This window comes from Fulvimarina uroteuthidis, from assembly GCF_034321785.1.
GTDB classification, from domain to species: Bacteria; Pseudomonadota; Alphaproteobacteria; order Rhizobiales; family Rhizobiaceae; genus Fulvimarina; species Fulvimarina uroteuthidis.
This window is the reverse complement of the sequence record NZ_JAXLPB010000004.1, coordinates 181,608-198,461: the sequence shown is the minus strand read 5'-3', so window position 1 is coordinate 198,461 and position 16,854 is coordinate 181,608. Positions and strand designations below refer to the sequence as shown.

General features: G+C 64.9%; 19 protein-coding genes. 4 read left to right on the top strand and 15 right to left on the bottom strand.

Annotated elements, in window-relative coordinates; genetic code table 11:
- Positions 1–26: 26 nt before the first annotated feature.
- The 14 genes from U0C82_RS13170 to lgt all read right to left on the bottom strand — a co-directional run bounded on the left by U0C82_RS13170 (position 27) and on the right by lgt (position 13,617).
- On the bottom strand, positions 27–431 hold the full coding sequence (locus U0C82_RS13170) for a F0F1 ATP synthase subunit epsilon (protein ID WP_322187627.1): 405 nt from the start codon (positions 429–431) through the stop codon (positions 27–29).
- Positions 432–515: 84 nt separating this feature from the next.
- Positions 516–1,970 (bottom strand): F0F1 ATP synthase subunit beta, encoded by a 1,455-nt coding sequence (atpD, locus tag U0C82_RS13165; RefSeq protein ID WP_322187626.1) that lies wholly within the window; start codon positions 1,968–1,970, stop codon positions 516–518.
- Between the two features lie 24 nt (positions 1,971–1,994).
- The gene (locus tag U0C82_RS13160) at positions 1,995–2,897 is read right to left on the bottom strand and encodes a F0F1 ATP synthase subunit gamma (protein WP_322187625.1); all 903 of its coding nucleotides are present in this window, start codon (positions 2,895–2,897) and stop codon (positions 1,995–1,997) included.
- An 89-nt stretch (positions 2,898–2,986) separates the two neighbouring features.
- Positions 2,987–4,516 carry a F0F1 ATP synthase subunit alpha gene (gene atpA, locus U0C82_RS13155; RefSeq protein ID WP_322187624.1) on the bottom strand — a complete coding sequence of 510 codons (1,530 nt, stop codon included), beginning with the start codon at positions 4,514–4,516 and terminating at the stop codon, positions 2,987–2,989.
- Positions 4,516–5,076, bottom strand: coding sequence for a F0F1 ATP synthase subunit delta (locus tag U0C82_RS13150; protein ID WP_322187623.1), 561 nt, complete (start codon positions 5,074–5,076; stop codon positions 4,516–4,518). Before U0C82_RS13150 ends, atpA begins: the two co-directional genes overlap by 1 nt.
- A 281-nt stretch (positions 5,077–5,357) precedes the next feature.
- On the bottom strand, positions 5,358–5,750 hold the full coding sequence (locus tag U0C82_RS13145) for an AGROH133_08824 family phage infection protein (RefSeq protein ID WP_322187622.1): 393 nt from the start codon (positions 5,748–5,750) through the stop codon (positions 5,358–5,360).
- A 114-nt stretch (positions 5,751–5,864) separates the two neighbouring features.
- A complete protein-coding gene (locus U0C82_RS13140; RefSeq protein WP_322187621.1) occupies positions 5,865–6,407 on the bottom strand; it encodes a hypothetical protein in 543 nt (180 codons plus the stop codon).
- A 67-nt stretch (positions 6,408–6,474) separates the two neighbouring features.
- Positions 6,475–7,281: an alpha/beta hydrolase family protein gene (locus tag U0C82_RS13135; RefSeq protein ID WP_322187620.1), complete on the bottom strand. Its 807-nt coding sequence runs from the start codon at positions 7,279–7,281 to the stop codon at positions 6,475–6,477.
- 115 nt (positions 7,282–7,396) lie between these two features.
- Complete coding sequence (locus U0C82_RS13130; protein WP_322187619.1) at positions 7,397–8,329, bottom strand: ribose-phosphate pyrophosphokinase; 933 nt, start codon at positions 8,327–8,329, stop codon at positions 7,397–7,399.
- Between the two features lie 171 nt (positions 8,330–8,500).
- Positions 8,501–9,343, bottom strand: a complete 843-nt coding sequence (locus U0C82_RS13125; protein WP_322187618.1) for a hypothetical protein — start codon at positions 9,341–9,343, stop codon at positions 8,501–8,503.
- A 270-nt stretch (positions 9,344–9,613) separates the two neighbouring features.
- Positions 9,614–10,771: a M24 family metallopeptidase gene (locus U0C82_RS13120; protein WP_322187617.1), complete on the bottom strand. Its 1,158-nt coding sequence runs from the start codon at positions 10,769–10,771 to the stop codon at positions 9,614–9,616.
- A gap of 6 nt (positions 10,772–10,777) precedes the next feature.
- Positions 10,778–11,551, bottom strand: a complete 774-nt coding sequence (gene pgeF / locus U0C82_RS13115; RefSeq protein ID WP_322187616.1) for a peptidoglycan editing factor PgeF — start codon at positions 11,549–11,551, stop codon at positions 10,778–10,780.
- Positions 11,552–11,614: 63 nt separating this feature from the next.
- Positions 11,615–12,727, bottom strand: coding sequence for a class I SAM-dependent methyltransferase (locus U0C82_RS13110; RefSeq protein ID WP_322187615.1), 1,113 nt, complete (start codon positions 12,725–12,727; stop codon positions 11,615–11,617).
- Complete coding sequence (gene lgt / locus U0C82_RS13105) at positions 12,724–13,617, bottom strand: prolipoprotein diacylglyceryl transferase (RefSeq protein WP_322187614.1); 894 nt, start codon at positions 13,615–13,617, stop codon at positions 12,724–12,726. Before lgt ends, U0C82_RS13110 begins: the two co-directional genes overlap by 4 nt.
- A 269-nt stretch (positions 13,618–13,886) precedes the next feature.
- Between lgt and U0C82_RS13100 the strand changes: the two genes are divergently transcribed.
- From U0C82_RS13100 to U0C82_RS13085, 4 genes are all read left to right on the top strand, one after another.
- On the top strand, positions 13,887–14,150 hold the full coding sequence (locus tag U0C82_RS13100) for an accessory factor UbiK family protein (protein WP_322187613.1): 264 nt from the start codon (positions 13,887–13,889) through the stop codon (positions 14,148–14,150).
- Between the two features lie 273 nt (positions 14,151–14,423).
- Positions 14,424–14,927 carry a type III secretion system chaperone family protein gene (locus U0C82_RS13095; RefSeq protein WP_322187612.1) on the top strand — a complete coding sequence of 168 codons (504 nt, stop codon included), beginning with the start codon at positions 14,424–14,426 and terminating at the stop codon, positions 14,925–14,927.
- A 4-nt stretch (positions 14,928–14,931) separates the two neighbouring features.
- Complete coding sequence (proC, locus tag U0C82_RS13090; RefSeq protein ID WP_322187611.1) at positions 14,932–15,753, top strand: pyrroline-5-carboxylate reductase; 822 nt, start codon at positions 14,932–14,934, stop codon at positions 15,751–15,753.
- A gap of 46 nt (positions 15,754–15,799) precedes the next feature.
- Positions 15,800–16,165 carry a tRNA-binding protein gene (locus U0C82_RS13085; protein WP_322187610.1) on the top strand — a complete coding sequence of 122 codons (366 nt, stop codon included), beginning with the start codon at positions 15,800–15,802 and terminating at the stop codon, positions 16,163–16,165.
- A 141-nt stretch (positions 16,166–16,306) separates the two neighbouring features.
- Here U0C82_RS13085 and U0C82_RS13080 read toward each other — a convergent pair whose 3' ends face one another.
- A complete protein-coding gene (locus U0C82_RS13080; protein WP_322187609.1) occupies positions 16,307–16,813 on the bottom strand; it encodes a MarR family winged helix-turn-helix transcriptional regulator in 507 nt (168 codons plus the stop codon).
- Positions 16,814–16,854: the final 41 nt, after the last annotated feature.

Below are 16,854 nucleotides of genomic sequence, written 5' to 3'. Positions count from 1 at the left end.
GAAACCTGTGCGCGCTGGAACGCCGATCAATTCGTGATCTGCGTCCGCGCATATTCGAGCTGCGAAAGATAGAGCTCGGCGCTCGAGCGCGCATCGTCATGATCCGCCGCATCCAGACGCTTGCGGGCCTGCTCGATCGATTCGTCGAGCGACGCCGACGTCAACTCATCGGCCGAGGCCGCATGTTCGGCCAGAAGCGTCAGGCCGTTCTCGTTGATGTCGGCAAAGCCGCCCCGAACGAAAAGCTTCTTCTGCGAACCGCCGGCGAGCGTTGCCGTGACGAAGCCGGGCTTCAGCGTCGTCATGAACGGGGCATGGTCGCCCATGACCGTGAAATCGCCTTCGCTGCCCGGAACGACGACCGAGCTGACATCCTCGGACAGGATGAGACGTTCGGGCGAAACGAGTTCGAATTTGAAGCTGTCAGCCATTCTGTGTGTCTTCCGCTGCGTTCTTGCAATCCGCTGGAGCTTCGTCCGGAGCCGGCATCACCGGCCCCGGACGAAAGGTGCTGATCAGGCGGCTTCCGAAGCCTGCTTCTGGGCCTTCTCGATGGCCTGATCGATCGAGCCCACCATGTAGAAGGCCGATTCGGGCAGGTGGTCGTACTCGCCATCGACGAGGCCGCGGAAGGAGCGGACCGTATCTTCGAGCGGCACGAGCTGGCCCGGCGTGTTGGTGAAGATCTCCGCGACCGAGAAGGGCTGCGAGAAGAAGCGCTCGATCTTGCGGGCGCGCTGCACCGTGATCTTGTCCTCTTCGGAGAGCTCGTCCATGCCGAGAATCGCGATGATGTCCTGAAGCGACTTGTACTTCTGGAGAATCTCCTGGACTTCGCGCGCCACGCGATAGTGCTCTTCGCCGACGATCATCGGCTGGAGCATGCGCGACGTGGAATCCAGCGGATCCACGGCCGGGTAGATGCCCTTCTCGGAGATCGAACGGTTGAGAACCGTCGTCGCGTCGAGATGGGTGAAGGTCGTCGCCGGCGCGGGATCGGTTAGATCGTCGGCGGGCACGTAGATCGCCTGCACCGAGGTGATCGAACCCTTGGTCGTCGTCGTGATGCGCTCCTGCATCTGGCCCATGTCCGTCGCGAGCGTCGGCTGATAGCCCACGGCGGACGGAATGCGGCCGAGGAGAGCCGACACTTCGGAGCCGGCCTGCGTGAACCGGAAGATGTTGTCGACGAAGAACAGGACGTCCTGGCCCGAATCGCGGAAATGCTCGGCGATCGTCAGCCCGGTCAGCGCGACGCGGGCACGCGCTCCCGGAGGCTCGTTCATCTGACCGAAGACGAGCGCCGCCTTCGAACCCTCGGACGAGCCGTTGTTCTTGTGCGGATCGACGTTCACGCCGGACTCGATCATCTCGTGATAGAGATCGTTGCCTTCGCGCGTGCGCTCGCCGACACCGGCGAACACGGAGTAACCACCGTGCGCCTTGGCGACGTTGTTGATCAGTTCCTGGATGAGAACCGTCTTGCCGACGCCGGCACCGCCGAAGAGGCCGATCTTGCCGCCGCGGGCGTAAGGGGTAAGCAGGTCGATGACCTTGATGCCGGTGACCAGGATCTGGCTCTCGGGCGACTGCTCGATGTAGGGAGGCGCCGGGGCATGGATCGGACGCGTCTCGTCCGATGCGACCGGTCCCAGCTCGTCGATCGGCTCGCCGATGACGTTGAGGATGCGACCGAGCGTTCCCGGACCCACCGGGACGCGGATCGCCGTGCCCGTGTCGCGCACCGCCTGGCCGCGGACGAGACCTTCGGTCAGATCCATCGCGATCGTGCGCACGGTGTTCTCACCGGTGTGCTGGGCAACTTCCAGCACGAGGCGGTTGCCGTTATTGTCGCATTCGAGCGCGTTCAGGATCGCCGGCAGAGCACCGTCGAACACCACGTCGACGACAGGACCGATGACCTGGGCGACGCGGCCGGTAGCACGCTCTTGATTGTCGGTGTCAGCCATCGCGGCCTCCTTCCATGATAAGTCTTAGAGCGCCTCGGCGCCCGAAATGATTTCCGTCAGTTCAGTGGTGATCTGCGCCTGACGCTGACGGTTGTAGGAAACTTCGAGATCGTCGATCATCTCTCCGGCATTGCGCGTCGCATTGTCCATGGCGGACATGCGCGCGCCCTGCTCGGAGGCGGCGTTCTCGAGAAGCGCCCGCAGGATCTGGACCTTGATGTTGCGCGGGATCAGCTCGTCGAGAATGGCGACGGGATCGGGCTCGTATTCGTAGGTGGTTTCGACCCTGGTCCCGGCGGCCTTGGACCCGGACGCCTGCGCCTCGTCGCCATCATCGCCGACCTTTGCCGGAATGACCTGCTGGCCGGTCGGGACCTGGGTCATCACGTTGACGAATTCGGCGTAGAACAGGTGACAGACGTCGAAATCCCCGGCCTGAAACATGTCGATGACCGTGTCGCCGACCTGTGCCGCCTCGGCGAATCCGACGCGGCTCGTCTCGCGGAAATTGACGGTCGCGACGATCTTGTCCGCCAGATCCCGGCGCATCAGATCGTTGCCCTTCTTTCCGACGACGAAGTACCGGACCGTCTTGCCGGACGCTTCGAGTTCACGCGCCTTCGCGCGTGCCTTCTTCACGATCGACGAATTGAAACCGCCGCACAGGCCGCGGTCGGCCGTGAAGACGACGAGCAGATGGACGTCGTCCTTGCCCGTGCCGGCCATCAGCCTCGGCGCATCGTTCTGGTTCACGCCAGCCAGATTGGACAGCACCGAACCCATGCGTTCGGCGTAGGGACGCGCATTGTGCGCAGCCTCTTCCGCTCGACGCAGTTTCGACGCGGCCACCATCTGCATGGCCTTTGTGATCTTCTTGGTCGACTTGACCGAAGAGATACGATTTCGAAGATCCTTCAGGGATGCCATTGCTTGTCGCGCGTCTCCGGGATGTCGCGGCCCGGCCGCATATCAGGGCCGGGCAGTTCCGTTTGAGTTCGAAAGCTTTCGCTTCTCGGTTAAGCGAAGTTCTTCTTGAACTTGTCGACCGCCGATTTCAGATTGCTCCGGATCTCGTCGGTCAGCTGCTTCTTGTCTGCGATCGCATCGAGAACGTCCTTGTGGTCCGTCCGCATCGCGTTCAGCAGGCCCTGTTCGAAGGTTCCCACCTGTTCGACTTCCAGATCGTCGAGATAGCCGTTCGTGCCGGCATAGATCACGACCACCTGCTCTTCGGTCTTCAACGGCGCGAACTGGGGCTGCTTCAAGAGTTCCGTGAGACGCGCACCGCGCCGCAGCAGGCGCTGTGTCGACGCGTCGAGATCGGAACCGAACTGCGCGAAGGCGGCCATCTCGCGATACTGGGCGAGTTCGCCCTTGATCGAGCCTGCGACCTGCTTCATCGCCTTGATCTGAGCCGAGGAGCCGACGCGGCTCACCGAGAGGCCGACGTTCACCGCAGGACGAATGCCCTGGTAGAACAGATCGGTCTCGAGGAAGATCTGTCCGTCGGTGATCGAGATCACGTTGGTCGGGATGTAGGCCGAGACGTCGCCCGCCTGGGTCTCGATGACCGGCAGTGCCGTCAGCGAGCCCGCGCCATGATCGTCGTTCAGCTTCGCGGCACGCTCGAGCAGACGGGAGTGAAGATAGAACACGTCGCCGGGATAGGCTTCGCGGCCCGGAGGACGACGCAGGAGCAGCGAGATCTGGCGATAGGCGACGGCCTGCTTCGACAGATCGTCATAGGCGATCACGGCATGCATGCCGTTGTCGCGGAAATATTCGCCGATCGTGCATCCGACGAAGGGAGCGATATACTGCATCGGCGCGGGGTCCGAGGCGGTCGCCGCGACGACGATCGAGTACGCCATCGCGCCGCGCTCTTCGAGCGTGCGCACGAACTGGGCGACCGTGGAACGCTTCTGGCCGACCGCGACATAGATGCAGTACAGCTTGTCATTGTCGCGGCCCTCGTCATGGGCCGGCTTCTGGTTGAGGATCGTGTCCAGAAGAATGGCCGACTTGCCGGTCTGGCGATCGCCGATGACGAGCTCGCGCTGGCCGCGGCCGATCGGGATCAGGGCGTCGATCGCCTTGAGGCCGGTCGACATCGGCTCGTGCACCGACTTGCGCGGAATGATGCCGGGCGCCTTCACGTCGACGCGCCGGTTCTCGGCGCCCTCGATCGGACCCTTGCCGTCGATCGGGTTGCCGAGACCGTCGACGACGCGGCCGAGAAGACCCCTGCCGACCGGCACTTCCACGATGTTACCGGTGCGCTTGACCGTGTCGCCTTCCTTGATTCCACGATCGGAACCGAAGACGACGACGCCGACATTGTCGGACTCAAGGTTCAGGACCATGCCCTGAATGCCGTCGGCGAACTCGACCATCTCGCCGGCCTGACATTTGTCGAGGCCGTAAACGCGGGCGATACCATCGCCGATCGAAAGAACCTGGCCAACCTCGGAGACTTCGGCTTCAGCGCCGAAGTTCTTGATCTGGTTTTTCAGGATATCGGAAATTTCCGCTGGGCGGATGTCCATCAGCCGACCTCTTTAAGTGCAAGCTTGAGCGAATTGAGTTTTGTGCGGATCGAGGTATCGACCATGCGCGATCCGATCTGAACGATCAGGCCGCCGAGTATCGAAGGATCGACCCGCTCGCGAAGGGTGACGGTCTTCCCGGTATAGGTGCCGAGAACGTCCTTGAGTTCGTTGCGTTCGTCGTCGCTCAGGGCAGCGGCGGTGGTGACGTCAGCTTCGATTTCGCCGCGATGGGCGGCTGCGAGCTGCTTGAACCGGCGAATCATGCCGGGCAACACGAAAAGGCGACGGTTCTGCGCGACGACCTTCAGGAAGTTTCCGGTCAGCTGGCTGGGCCGGGCGCTCTTGACGATCGCCGCGATGCCCTTGGCCTGCTCGTCGGCAGTGAATGCCGGACTTTCCACAAGACGCCTAACATCCGCGTTTTCCTCGATCAGGCCACGAAATCCGTCGAGTTCGGATTCGACGGTCTCGATGGAGCCGTCATCGCGGGAAAGATCGAAGAAGGATTGGGCGTAGCGGTCAGCAACTTCCGAAACGGGAGAGGATGAATTTGCCACGGACGACCGTTTCTCTTTCGCGTTGGTTGTTTCGTTTTTCGATGCCGATATACGCCGAAACGTGCGCCGGTCACCGAAAAGATCAAGAAGGCTGCCGCGCGAGCAGGAATGCTCGCACCGCCTTCATGAAGACAGCGGACCGTCTAGCATAGGCCTTTTTGCGCCACAACCGACATCGGTGCGGTTTCGTCGCCGATTGTACGCCATATTGATCAAGCGACTTGCGGATTGCTCGATGATCGCCGCCGTCGTGACGGCATCGGCGCCGGCGCGCGCCGGTTTCACGAGATGAAGCCGAGTGCGGGCGCGAGCGCCGCACCGGCGAGGGCCAGCATCACCAGGAGAATGACCCAGTTCAGAAGCGATGCGCCGTCGTCGGACAGGATCGAGACGAACCGACCGAATCCGCTCATCAGCCACCCGGCTCCGAGGCAGAGCTGGATGAACATCTGATCGAAGAAGAACAAGGCGACGATTCCGACGCCGAGCCAGAAACCGGCCATCATCGAGCGCGGCTCGCCGATGGCCGACGGTCTCGTGTCGTGAGGTTGCAGCTTCAAGGCGCGCAGGAGAAGGCCCGGCGCAAAGAGCGCGATCAGCCCGAGAAACACGGTGACGCACGCCGCTCCGAAGGGAAGCAGGCCGGGCAGTTCGGTCGGTACGGTAAATTGCATGAAGGTCGAGCCACGTTCGCGGGTAAAGTCGTCCGGCTTATAGGGCAAAGGGAACGCCGAGCGAAACCGCCAAGATCGGATGTGGGCGCGTCGCGCGGTCGCCGGGCGTGCCGTTCAGTCGGGAACGGGGCCGGGCGCAGGTCCCGCCCCGGACGATGCCGGGTTGCGGGCATAGCCCGGACCCACTGTCAGGGGCGCGTCCGGGACGACATCGTCCGACATTTGCGAGGTGACGGTGAAGCGATCGTCGAAGAGGATGGCGCCGTCGATGTTCTGTATCAGCCTGACCGCGACTTGGTAGGGCTTGCCCTTCTCGACGCCGCGGACCGGGGGCGAGCGGACCGAGTAGCGGGTCGAGCGCGCCGTCAGGGTCTCGACGACGGTCATCGGCGGACCGCCCTGCGGATCCTCGAACACCGCCTCGATCTTCGAATAGCGCCGCACCGGCTTGTTGACGATCGCGGTGAAGCCGTAGCTCACCTCGCCGATCCGGTAGTTGAACAGGAATCCCGAACCGGCAATGGTGAGGGTCGGCGTCTGGCCCGGCGGGGTGCGCGTCGCCCAGCCGATCGCGACGAGCGCGAGAATGAAGCCGGCGAGACCGATCGCCAGATGATTCACGGAGAGCCGCCGCGTTTCGAAGCGTAATCCAGGCATGGCGAACCGTCACCGTCGGACCTTCCCGCCCGCGACGTTACCTCAAGCCCGACCTTGCGTCATGCCGTCACGGTCCCGGTGACGGCAATGTGAGCGACGCCGCCTCGGCGGGCTGCCTTATGTAGCGGCTGACCCAGACCGCGATCATCCGTGCCGCATAGTCGGCATCGTCGCCTTCGGTGAGATGGTGGGTGGCGCCTTCGAGCGAGACGTAGCTCTTGGAATGCCGGGCGCCGTCATGGATCAGCCGGGCATTCTCGATGCCGACGATCTCGTCGGTCGGCGAATGCATGACGAGGAGCGCGGCGTCGAGATCGGCGATCCGGTCGGCTTGCGGCTGGTCCGTCAGATCCTCGACGAACTTGCTCGCGATCATGAACGTGCGTCCGCCCAGTTCGACCTCGGCGCTGCCGTCGCGCTTGATCGCAGCGAGCGCATTCCTGAAGTTCTCGGTGACGTGGGCGGCATCGTAGGGCGCCGCGATGGTCGCGAGCGCGACGCATTCGGGAATCTGGTTGGCCGCGGCGATCGCGACGGCGCCCCCGAGGCTGTGGCCGACGAGAAGCTTCGGCGCTTCGTAATGATCACGCAGAAAGCCTGCGGCCGCGATCGTATCGGCGACGTCGGTCGAAAAGTTCGAGTGCTCGAAATCGCCCTCGCTCTGGCCGAGCCCCGAAAAATCGAATCGCAAGGTGGCGATGCCGGCCGCGGCGAGCGCCCGGCAGATCTTCACGCTGGCCAGGAAATCCTTGCCGCAGGTGAAGCAGGCGCAGAACACGGCGAAGGCGACCGGTGTGCCGGACGGAACCTCGAGACGCCCCGACAAGGCGTGCCCGTCTCTGCTCGTGAACCCTACCGCCCTGCTTTCGCTCATCTTGCTTCAGCCTCCTGCCGTTTGCGTGGGGAGCATAGGCAATCGAGCGGACCATGCCACCCCGCCTCCGCCGTCGAAGGGTCGGGTGGGCGGCGGAACGCCTGACCGCGGACGATCAGTCGAACAGGCTCGAGACCGATTCTTCCGAAGCGGTGCGGGCGATCGCCTCGCCGAGCAGGTTCGCGGTCGTCACGATGCGGATGTTTTCGGTCTGGCGAACCGCTTTGGTGGGCTCGATCGAATCGGTGATCACCAGTTCCTGCAGGCTCGAAGCCGCGATGCGTGCGGCAGCTCCCCCCGACAGGACGCCATGGGTGATGTAGGCCGAGGCGCTGTTCGCGCCCGCGTCGACGAGCGCGGCGGCCGCGTTGCAGAGCGTGCCGCCCGAATCGATGATGTCGTCGATGAGAATGCAGTTGCGGCCGGCGACGTCGCCGATGATGTTCATCACTTCCGATTCGCCCGGCCGTTCGCGCCGCTTGTCGACGATGGCGAGCGTCGCGTCGAGACGCTTGGCCAGCGCCCGTGCCCGCACCACGCCGCCGACGTCCGGCGAGACGACGGTGAGGTTCGCCAGATCGTGATGTTCCTTGATGTCGCGCGCAAACAGCGGGATCGCAAAGAGATTGTCCGTCGGAATGTCGAAGAAGCCCTGGATCTGGCCGGCGTGGAGATCGAGGGTCATCACCCGGTCGGCGCCGGAATGGGTGATCAGATTGGCGACGAGCTTGGCCGAGATCGGCGTTCTGCCGCCCGCCTTCCGGTCCTGGCGCGCATAGCCGAAATAGGGGATGACGGCGGTGATGCGGCGGGCCGAGGCCCGGCGCAGGGCGTCCGTCATGATCAGGAGTTCCATCAGGTGATCATTGGCCGGATAGGCCGTCGACTGGACGATGAAGACGTCCGCGCCGCGCACGTTCTCCTGGATCTCGACGAAGATTTCCTGGTCGGCGAAACGGCGCACCATGGCTTCGCCCACCGGGAGTTCCAGATATTTCGCCATCGCGCCCGCAAGCGAGCGATTGGAATTGCCGCTGAAGATTTTCATCGCGTTCGTCCGTGTTCCGGCTGATTGGATGCATCCGTCATTGTAGGCGCAAAAGTCTCGCGGCCTGCGAACGCGTCTGTCGATAAACGCGATTTACCAGTCTCAAGCGAAACTGCAACCCGCTTCGAGGGCCAGCACCGGATGTGCGTTTCGACGTGATGAACGCGATGATCAACCGGACGCCGGCGGAAGGTTGCGGGCCTCGTCCAGCGTCGTTCTCGCGACCCTTTCGAGCACGGCGCGATCGACGCCGGCCCACGGACCCGCCGGGGACTTGGCGAACCGCTCCTGGCCCTGGATGCGGTGGATGCGCTCGTCGTTCGGATCGAGCACGTCCCACACATAGACCAGCACCGACTGATCGCCGTCGTCGAAGGCGCTGAAATAGCCCTTGAGACGCGCTGCCGCCCGTCCGTCCGCTGCCGAACGGATCGTGACCTGTGACTGGGCGGCCGCTTCCGAGAGCGCCTCCGCCAGAACGGTGGCCTGTTCGGCCGGAGCGCCGACGAGCGGCAGGAACTGGATTTCCGAGGCGGACTGCGAAAGGGCTGCCGTCCGGGTCGGGGCTTGCTGAGCCGGGGCAGCCGGCGCGGCCAGCGACGGTTCGGGTTCGAGGGCCTCGATCCGGCTGTCGCCCGGTGCCTCGAGCGCGCCGCCGCCGCGCTCATCATCGTCCGTGACCGGGTCCGGCATGGGCTTGGCGGAGACATCGTTCGATGGCTGCGCCATCGCAGGCGCGCTCGGCTGCGCAAGCAGCGGGCCGGACTGGATGGTGCCCGCGGAGGCGGGCGCCGCGGACGCGCTTTCAAGGTAGGGCTCGCTCGCAGCCGCATAGGTCTGTTCGGGCGGCTCGTAGCCGTCCGGCAGCTTCGAGACCGGGTAGGGCGGCGTCGGCGCCGTCAGGCCGCCATAGCCGCCGGCCAGCGCATTGTCGGGCAGGGGCTCGCCGATCGACGGCGAACCGTAGGTGCCGCCGCCGCCGCCGATGGAGGCGGGCGGGATGGGGCCCGCCATGTCGAACCCCATCGAGGCGTCGGATCCCGAGCAGGCAGCAAGCATGCCTGGCGCAAGAGCTGCCGCGAGCATGGATAGTTTTCGCGAAGAGCGTCGCCGTCCGGTCAAGCTGGTTCAAGCCTCTCGCTTCGTTCGTCGGAAATCGTCCGAATGAAAACGAACGCACTTTCCGGAGGCTGAGACAAAATCCTTGATTCCGGATGAAGATGGACGCTCCCGTCCACCGCTAAAGTTCGATTCAAAGTAAACGCGTGCGATCGGGCCGGCGGCCTATGCCGGCCGGACGACCTCGAGATCGAGCGGAAGCTTGGAAAAGGGCTCGGGCGCGCCGTCGGTCGTCAGATAGGTCCGCCCGAGCGTCATGGCGGTGCCGGTTTCCGAATCCATGATGATCATGTGCGCGAACAGCGTCATGTCCGGTTCGATCTCGCTGGCATTGCCCGATATGAACATCGGCGCGTCCATCCAGGACGGCGCATAGCGCGCGCCCAGGGAATAGCCGCAGGCCGACAGCCGGTGGCGGGCGAGATCATGCGCCTCCATCACGGCGGCATGGGCGTCGAAGACGTCGCCGAACGTCTGGCCCGGCCGCATCGCCTTTTCCACGGCCTCCAGCGCCTCGACCGCCGCCGCATGAAGCTTCAGGTGCCGCTCGCCGGGCTCGCCGAGGATGACGGTGCGCATCAGGGCGGAATGATACTGCGCCTTCACGCCCGCCCATTCGAGCGTCAGCTGGTCGGTTTCCTTCAGCTTCGCACGCCCGGACTTGTATCGGCACAGCAGTGCGTCCGCGCCCGAGCCGATGATGAAGGGATTGGCCGGATAGTCGCCGCCCCTTCTCAGGATCGTGCCCTGCAGTGCGGTCAGGAGTTCGCTCTCGTCGGCACCCGGCCTGATGAGCGGCAGCGTCTCTTCATAGGCCTCGTCGGCAAGGCGCGCGGCCTCGCGAATATAGGTGATCTCGGCCGGAGACTTGACGGCGCGCAGGGCCGGGACGAGACCGGAGGCGTCCTTCAGCGCGGCGAACGAGCCGAGCCGTTCCTCCACGAGCTTGCCGTTGGCGGCCGTCAACCCGTGGGTCGCCCATTCGACGCCGATCCGGGCGCCCAGAAGGTCCATGTCCTGCAGCATGTCGCGCAGTTCGATGCCGGGGTCCGCCGTGCCCCGGTCGCGCCACACCACGACGGTCTCGATGTTCGACGTGTGCCGCGCCTGCCGCAGGTCGGCCGAGCGGGTGAGAAGACGCATCTCGCCGTCCGCCTTGAAGGCCAGGCACTGGAAGAAGCAGAAGCCGAACGTATCGTAGCCGGTGAGCCAGTACATCGATTCCTGCGAGAACATCAGGAGCGCGTCGAGCTTCTCCTGCTTCATGCGCGCTTGAAGGCGCGCGCGACGTGCTTCGAATTCGTCTTGCGTGAAATGCAGCATGAGATGTCAGCCTTTGACCGCGATTGCCGAGAGCTGGCGCCCGTAATCGGGCTCGCTCTCGTGGGTGGTGCGGCGGAACGAGAAGAAGCGAGGATCACCATAGGTGCAGATGTCGACCGAGGTGGCTTCGACGCCGGCCTTGCGCAGGCGCCCCAGGATGAGGCCGGGCAGGTCGAACTGGAACTTGTCCGGCGCGCGGCCCTTGGCGAAGAATTTCACCACGGCTTCGCCGGCCGCGGCCACCGCCTCGTCGAGCCGCCCGGCGCCGACCTCGTAATGGGTCTGGCTGATCGAGGGGCCGAGAACGGCTGTGATCCGCGATGGCCGGGCGCCGAGCCTCTCCATGGCCTCGACCGTCGCCTCGATGACGCCGCCGGTCGCGCCCTTCCAGCCGGCATGGGCGGCTGCGACGACGCCTGCTTCGGCGTCGGCGAAGAGAATCGGTCCGCAATCAGCCGTCACGACGCCGACGGCAAGGCCCGGCGTCGCGGTGACGACCGCGTCGGCCTTCGGGCGATCCTCGCCGAACGGGCGATCGACGGTGACGGCATCGGCCGAATGGGTCTGCCACGGCGTTGCCAGCCGTTCGGGCTCGATCCCCATGAACGCCATCGCGCGAGCCCGGTTCTCGACGACCGCCAAACGCTCGTCGTGCGAGCCGAGGCCGGCATTGAGGGAGGCATAGAGCCCTTCGGAGACGCCGCCCCTGCGGGTGAAGAAGCCGTGGACGAGCCCCGCCCCGAAGGCCTTGCTCGTCACCACGTCATGATTGTTCAGCACTGTCACGCGCCCCGTGCCGTGATTTGATTTCGGCGCGAAGGGTGGTGGAGGGATGGCGCGAAGTCAATCGCCAGCCGGCGCGGCGAAGGGGGGAATCGTCAAGGGGCTATGCGCGGCGGCGACCACCTTGAAGAGCGCGCCCATGTCCCCTTCGCCCGATCCTGCAAGGCGTTGAACGTCGTTGCGGATCGCTTCCCGACCTGCCTCGTCGAGCCGCGCGCCAAGGGCTCCGGCGCGCTCCAAAAGGCCCATCCGCAGGAGAAACGCCCCTTGCGTCTCGATCGGCGACACGGTGTTTCCGCAAGCCGAGAAGCGTTGCGAGATCGCGGAAAAATCCACGTGGCTCGTCAGGTCGGCTTCACCGGGATCGTCCAGAACCGGCACGAAAGCATGCTCGCGCACCGCCTGGAAGCTGTCGCCGACCGCCGATCGGGCATGGCCGTAATCGATGAAGAGACCGGCGCCGCCCTGGCGGGCGATGCGCTGCGAGATCTCTGCCGCGAGCCCTTCGCGCGCGGGCGAGAATTCGGCGATCGTTCCCTCGTCCGGCCCGCTCCGGCCGCCTGCGATGAGCCATGCCGGAAGCGGACCTGCCGGTCTGCCGGTCAGGAAAGCGAGACGTCCGGCCTCGCCGAGACCGACCATCCGCTCGTGCCACCGTCCCCCGTGCCGGACCACCTGTCTGATCGGAACGGCGTCGAACAGTTCGTTGGCGACGAGGATCATCGGCAGATCCTCGATCTCGCCGATCCGGCGCACCCGCCTGATCGGCAGGTCGAAGGGCTCGAGGCGTACGGCCTGAAGCGCCGCCAGCCTCTCGCTCGTCTCGACGAGGCGGATGCGTGCGGCCGCAAGGCAGGCCGGCGCGGCGCTCCGGAGCGTCCTCACAATATCGGCCATCAGCGTGCCGCGGCCCGGACCGATCTCGGTCAGGAGGAAGGGGGAGGGGCGCCGGAGCTGATCCCATGCGCCTGCGATCCAGGCGCCGATCAGTTCGCCGAACATCTGGCTGATTTCCGGCGCGGTGGTGAAATCGCCGGAGCGCCCGAACGGCTCGCGCGCCGAATAGTAACCGTGCTTGCGGTCGAAGAGCGCGATCTGCCAGAAACGCTCGATGGTCATCGGCCCCGAGGCGGCGATGTCTTCGGCGATGCTCTCGTAAAGCGGCGTCGTCATGCGCGGCCGGCGTCCGCCTGTTCCTTCGCGCGCTTTTCGATGAGCCGGGGGTCGGCGGCATAGCTGTGATATTTCGAGAAGGCCATCGCCCACAGGCCGATCAGCAGCATGGGGATCGACAGGGTCATGCCCATGGTCAGCCATCCGCCGTAGAGATAGCCGAGATGGGCGTCCGGCATGCGGAAGAATTCCACGAAGATGCGCGCCGAGGCGTAGCCTGTGAGAAACAGCCCGGCGACGAAACGCGGGCGCTTCAGCATGCCGAACCGGTGCGTGGCGATGCGCAGGATCAGGAACAGGACGAGGCCTTCGAGCACGGCCTCGTAGAGCTGGCTCGGATGGCGCGGCTCGGGTCCTGCGTCCGGAAACACCATTGCCCAGGCGACGCTGGTCGGCGCGCCCCACAGTTCGCCGTTGATGAAGTTGGCGATCCGTCCGAAGAACAGGCCGAACGGCACGCAGACCGCGGCGACGTCGAACATGCTCCACAGCGGCACCCTGTAGACGCGGCAGAAGACGAGGACCGCGACGACGACGCCGATGAGGCCGCCATGGAACGCCATCCCGCCTTCCCAGACCCTGAAGACGGCCATGGGATCTGCGAGGTAGCGCTCGAAATCGTAGAACAGCACCGAGCCGAGACGCCCGCCCAGGACCACGCCGAGGGTGATGTAGAGGATGAAATCGTCGACCTCCGTCTTGGTGATGGGCGACACGCGGTCCGGCCAGAGTCTCGGATTGGCCACGATGCTGCGCCCGTAGAGCCAGCCGCACAGAATGCCGACGACGTAGGCGAGCCCGTACCAGCGCAACTGGATGACGCCGAGATCGAGGAAGACCGGATCGATTTGCGGATAGGCGACGACGCCGAGCGTGGTGAGGGGAATCATCGGCAGATCCTGACATTGATGTCGCACCGCAGGGGACGGCGCGTTTGCGAGGCTTGGCTGTGCCGGATGGTTTGGCCGCGCAGTTTGGCCGGGTCAAGGCGCGCGATGCGCGTCGAGGGCCGCGTGTAGGCGCGATGCGCGGCGAAAGCGCCCGGCGGGGGCGGTTTTTGCGCAACTGCGGGACCATTCGCCATTGCCGCCTGCGTCCCTCGTCTCTACCTCAGAAGCTGACGGGCCGTTCGGCTCAGCCTTGGAAAGGAAAACGTGCCATGCGCAATCAGGGACCCAACCGTATCCTCGACGAATTCGCCCGGGTGATGACCGATGCCGCCGGCGCGGCCCAGGGCGCGCGGCGCGAGGCCGAAACCTTCTTTCGTGCCCAGGGAGAGCGGGTGATGAGCCAGATGGATCTCGTCCAGCGCGAGGAGTTCGAGGCCGTGCGCGAAATGGCGGTCAAGGCCCGCACGGAAAACGAGGCTCTGAAGGCGCGCATCGCGGCGTTGGAAGCCAAGCTGAACGGCTCCTCGACCTGATTCCCAAGGTTATCCACAGGCAGTTCACAGAAAAATCCGGGCATTCTTGACAGGCGCAAAGCCTTGCCGCGATTCAGATTTGGACTCCACGGGGAGTTCGGCCTGAATCAATGCGATCGGGCGAAGTGTGAAAAAACGATTACGGGCCTTAAGCCCCGGACTCCTCGACTGTATGCTGGTCTGAGAAAGTGATTCGCCGTAGGCGGCGGCGGTCACCTTCGCGTCGCTCGGGCTTCGGGTGGCGCAAAGATGCGGCACACGAGGAACATTTCAATGAACATGATGGAAGAGGGCGAGGGCTTCAGGCAAGCCCATCCCGTGGATACGATCGAGTGGGTCGCGGCGGCGCGCGACTGGTCGTTCGAACGCTCCTGCGAAGACGAAATCGCAATGAGCCTGGAAGGCGCATGGACCCATTATTCGGTCTCCTTCTCCTGGATCGGCAGCCTTGAAGCGCTGCATCTGGGCTGCGCCTTCGATCTGAAGGTTCCCCCGCACCGGCGGAACGAGATCGGGCACCTGATCGCCCTGATCAACGAAAAGATCGTGATCGGCCATTTCGGCTTCTGGGATTCGGAAGGCGCGGTCATCTATCGCAATTCCCTGCTTCTGGCGGGCGGCGTCGAGGCGACCGGCGCCCAGGCCGAGGCGATGCTCGGCGTCGCCATCGACCAGTGCGAGCGCTTCTATCAGGCGTTCCAGTTCGTGATCTGGGCCGACAAGCCGGCCAAGGAGGCCCTTGCGGCCGCCATGTTCGACACGGTCGGTGAGGCGTGACCCCATGACGCTCGATGCAACGCGCATCCTCGTTCTCGGCGGCGGAAACATGGGCTGCGCTCTGATGGGAGGCTGGCTCGACGCCGGCCTCGATCCGGCCGGGCTTCTCGTGGTCGATCCGTACAAGGGCGAGGCGCTGGCCGCACTGATCGGCAGGCACGGTTTTCGCTACGAGGCCGAGGTCCCCAGAGATTTCGCTGCCGACGTCGTGCTGCTTGCGGTGAAGCCGCAGACGATGGGCGAGGCGCTTCCGCCAATCCGGAACGCCATCGATACCGGCGCGCTGATCGTTTCGATCGCGGCGGGCACGTCGCTGGCGGCGCTTGCGCATCACCTCGGCGACCTGCCGATGGTCCGTGCCATGCCCAACACGCCATCTCTGATCGGGCGCGGCATCACCGGCGCGTTCGCCAACGACAAGGTCTCGTCGGCGCAGCAGGCGATCGCGCAAGACCTGCTGTCGGCTTCGGGGCCGGTCGAATGGGTGGAGACGGAAGCGCTGATCGATGCGGTGACGGGCGTCTCCGGCAGCGGCCCGGCCTACGTGTTTCATCTTGCCGAATGCCTTGCGAAGGCGGGCGAGGCCGCGGGTCTGCCCGCCGATCTCGCCATGCGGCTGGCCCGCCATACGGTGGCAGGCGCAGGCGAACTGATGATCCGTTCGGACGAGACGCCCGCGAAGTTGCGGAAGAACGTCACCTCTCCGAAGGGGACGACGGAAGCCGGCCTCTCGGTCCTGATGGATGAAGCGGACGGTCTGCCGCCCCTGATCGAGAAGACGGTTCTCGCCGCGCGCGACCGCGCGATCGCCTTGTCGCGGGACTGAGCCTTTCGCCTTCAACGCGCTTGTTTTCCGAAAAGGAGGATCGATCATGGCCGACGGAGCACACGATCAGCCGGCCGAGACGATCTCGTTCGACACGTTTCTGAAAGTCGACATCCGGGTCGGAACCGTGATCGAGGCCGAGGCTTTTCCCGAGGCCCGCAAACCCGCCTTCAAGCTGAAGATCGATTTCGGCGACCCGATCGGGATCAAGAAATCGTCCGCCCAGATCACGCGGCACTACACGATCGAGGATCTCGTCGGCCGGCAGGTGATGGCGGTCGTCAATTTCCCACCCCGCCAGATCGGCCCCTTCATGTCCGAGGTGCTGACGCTCGGTGCGCCCGATGCGAACGGCGAGGTCGTCCTGATCAGGCCGGATCTCGAAACGCCGAAGGGCGGTCGTCTCTTCTGAGCTAGAGCGAAATGCGATAAGTCTGAATCGACATTTCGCTCTCAGTATTTGTTTTTCCGCATGATGTTGTCCGAAAAGTCATGCAACTTTTCGGCATCATGCTCTAACGCCCGCCCGGGTCGTTTCGGCCCGCTGCCGCCCTCATCGAAGGCCCGCCTCCGGTTTCGTGTCGACCGGCGCACCGGGACGGTCCTCACCTTCGGTTGGCGCTTCCGTCTCGTCCACCCGGCCGCCAAGCGCGCGCACGAGAAGGACGAGGCTTGCTGTCAGCTCGCTCCTGCGCTCCTCCTCCAGCGATCCGACCGCCCGCGTGATCATCTGCAAGGGATCGCGTTTCAGCAGCGCGCGGCCGCGATCGGTAAGTTCGAGACGTTCCGCACGTCCCCGTCCGATCGTACCCTTCTTCTCGACGAAACCCTTGGTGATCAGCGCTCGGACCGTCCGCGCGACGGCGCCGGACGCAAGGCCCTGATAGCGCGCGAGATCGATCGCCGTGCGAAGGTCGGACGGGGCCGCGTTGAGATAGCGAAGCGCGACCCACTGGGCGGGGAACAGACGCGCCGAATAGCCGTGCGAATGCATTCTCCGGGTCAGCTGTTCCAGAAGGCCGGAAATCACCGCCGCATCCAAGTTCGATTCGCCGGGCATGGTCGCGCGTCCTGATGTTGCTCGATGAAGGGCCCGCTCGC

Excerpts from the sequence above, each read along its gene's own strand:
- U0C82_RS13170 (WP_322187627.1), bottom strand. The coding sequence starts at position 431 with ATGGCTGACAGCTTCAAATTCGAACTCGTTTCGCCCGAACGTCTCATC.
- atpD (WP_322187626.1), bottom strand. The coding sequence starts at position 1,970 with ATGGCTGACACCGACAATCAAGAGCGTGCTACCGGCCGCGTCGCCCAG.
- U0C82_RS13160 (WP_322187625.1), bottom strand. The coding sequence starts at position 2,897 with ATGGCATCCCTGAAGGATCTTCGAAATCGTATCTCTTCGGTCAAGTCG.
- atpA (WP_322187624.1), bottom strand. The coding sequence starts at position 4,516 with ATGGACATCCGCCCAGCGGAAATTTCCGATATCCTGAAAAACCAGATC.
- U0C82_RS13145 (WP_322187622.1), bottom strand. The coding sequence starts at position 5,750 with ATGCAATTTACCGTACCGACCGAACTGCCCGGCCTGCTTCCCTTCGGA.
- U0C82_RS13140 (WP_322187621.1), bottom strand. The coding sequence starts at position 6,407 with ATGCCTGGATTACGCTTCGAAACGCGGCGGCTCTCCGTGAATCATCTG.
- U0C82_RS13135 (WP_322187620.1), bottom strand. The coding sequence starts at position 7,281 with ATGAGCGAAAGCAGGGCGGTAGGGTTCACGAGCAGAGACGGGCACGCC.
- U0C82_RS13130 (WP_322187619.1), bottom strand. The coding sequence starts at position 8,329 with ATGAAAATCTTCAGCGGCAATTCCAATCGCTCGCTTGCGGGCGCGATG.
- U0C82_RS13125 (WP_322187618.1), bottom strand. The coding sequence starts at position 9,343 with ATGGCGGGCCCCATCCCGCCCGCCTCCATCGGCGGCGGCGGCGGCACC.
- U0C82_RS13120 (WP_322187617.1), bottom strand. The coding sequence starts at position 10,771 with ATGCTGCATTTCACGCAAGACGAATTCGAAGCACGTCGCGCGCGCCTT.
- U0C82_RS13110 (WP_322187615.1), bottom strand. The coding sequence starts at position 12,727 with ATGACGACGCCGCTTTACGAGAGCATCGCCGAAGACATCGCCGCCTCG.
- lgt (WP_322187614.1), bottom strand. The coding sequence starts at position 13,617 with ATGATTCCCCTCACCACGCTCGGCGTCGTCGCCTATCCGCAAATCGAT.
- U0C82_RS13100 (WP_322187613.1), top strand. The coding sequence starts at position 13,887 with ATGCGCAATCAGGGACCCAACCGTATCCTCGACGAATTCGCCCGGGTG.
- U0C82_RS13095 (WP_322187612.1), top strand. The coding sequence starts at position 14,424 with ATGAACATGATGGAAGAGGGCGAGGGCTTCAGGCAAGCCCATCCCGTG.
- proC (WP_322187611.1), top strand. The coding sequence starts at position 14,932 with ATGACGCTCGATGCAACGCGCATCCTCGTTCTCGGCGGCGGAAACATG.
- U0C82_RS13085 (WP_322187610.1), top strand. The coding sequence starts at position 15,800 with ATGGCCGACGGAGCACACGATCAGCCGGCCGAGACGATCTCGTTCGAC.
- U0C82_RS13080 (WP_322187609.1), bottom strand. The coding sequence starts at position 16,813 with ATGCCCGGCGAATCGAACTTGGATGCGGCGGTGATTTCCGGCCTTCTG.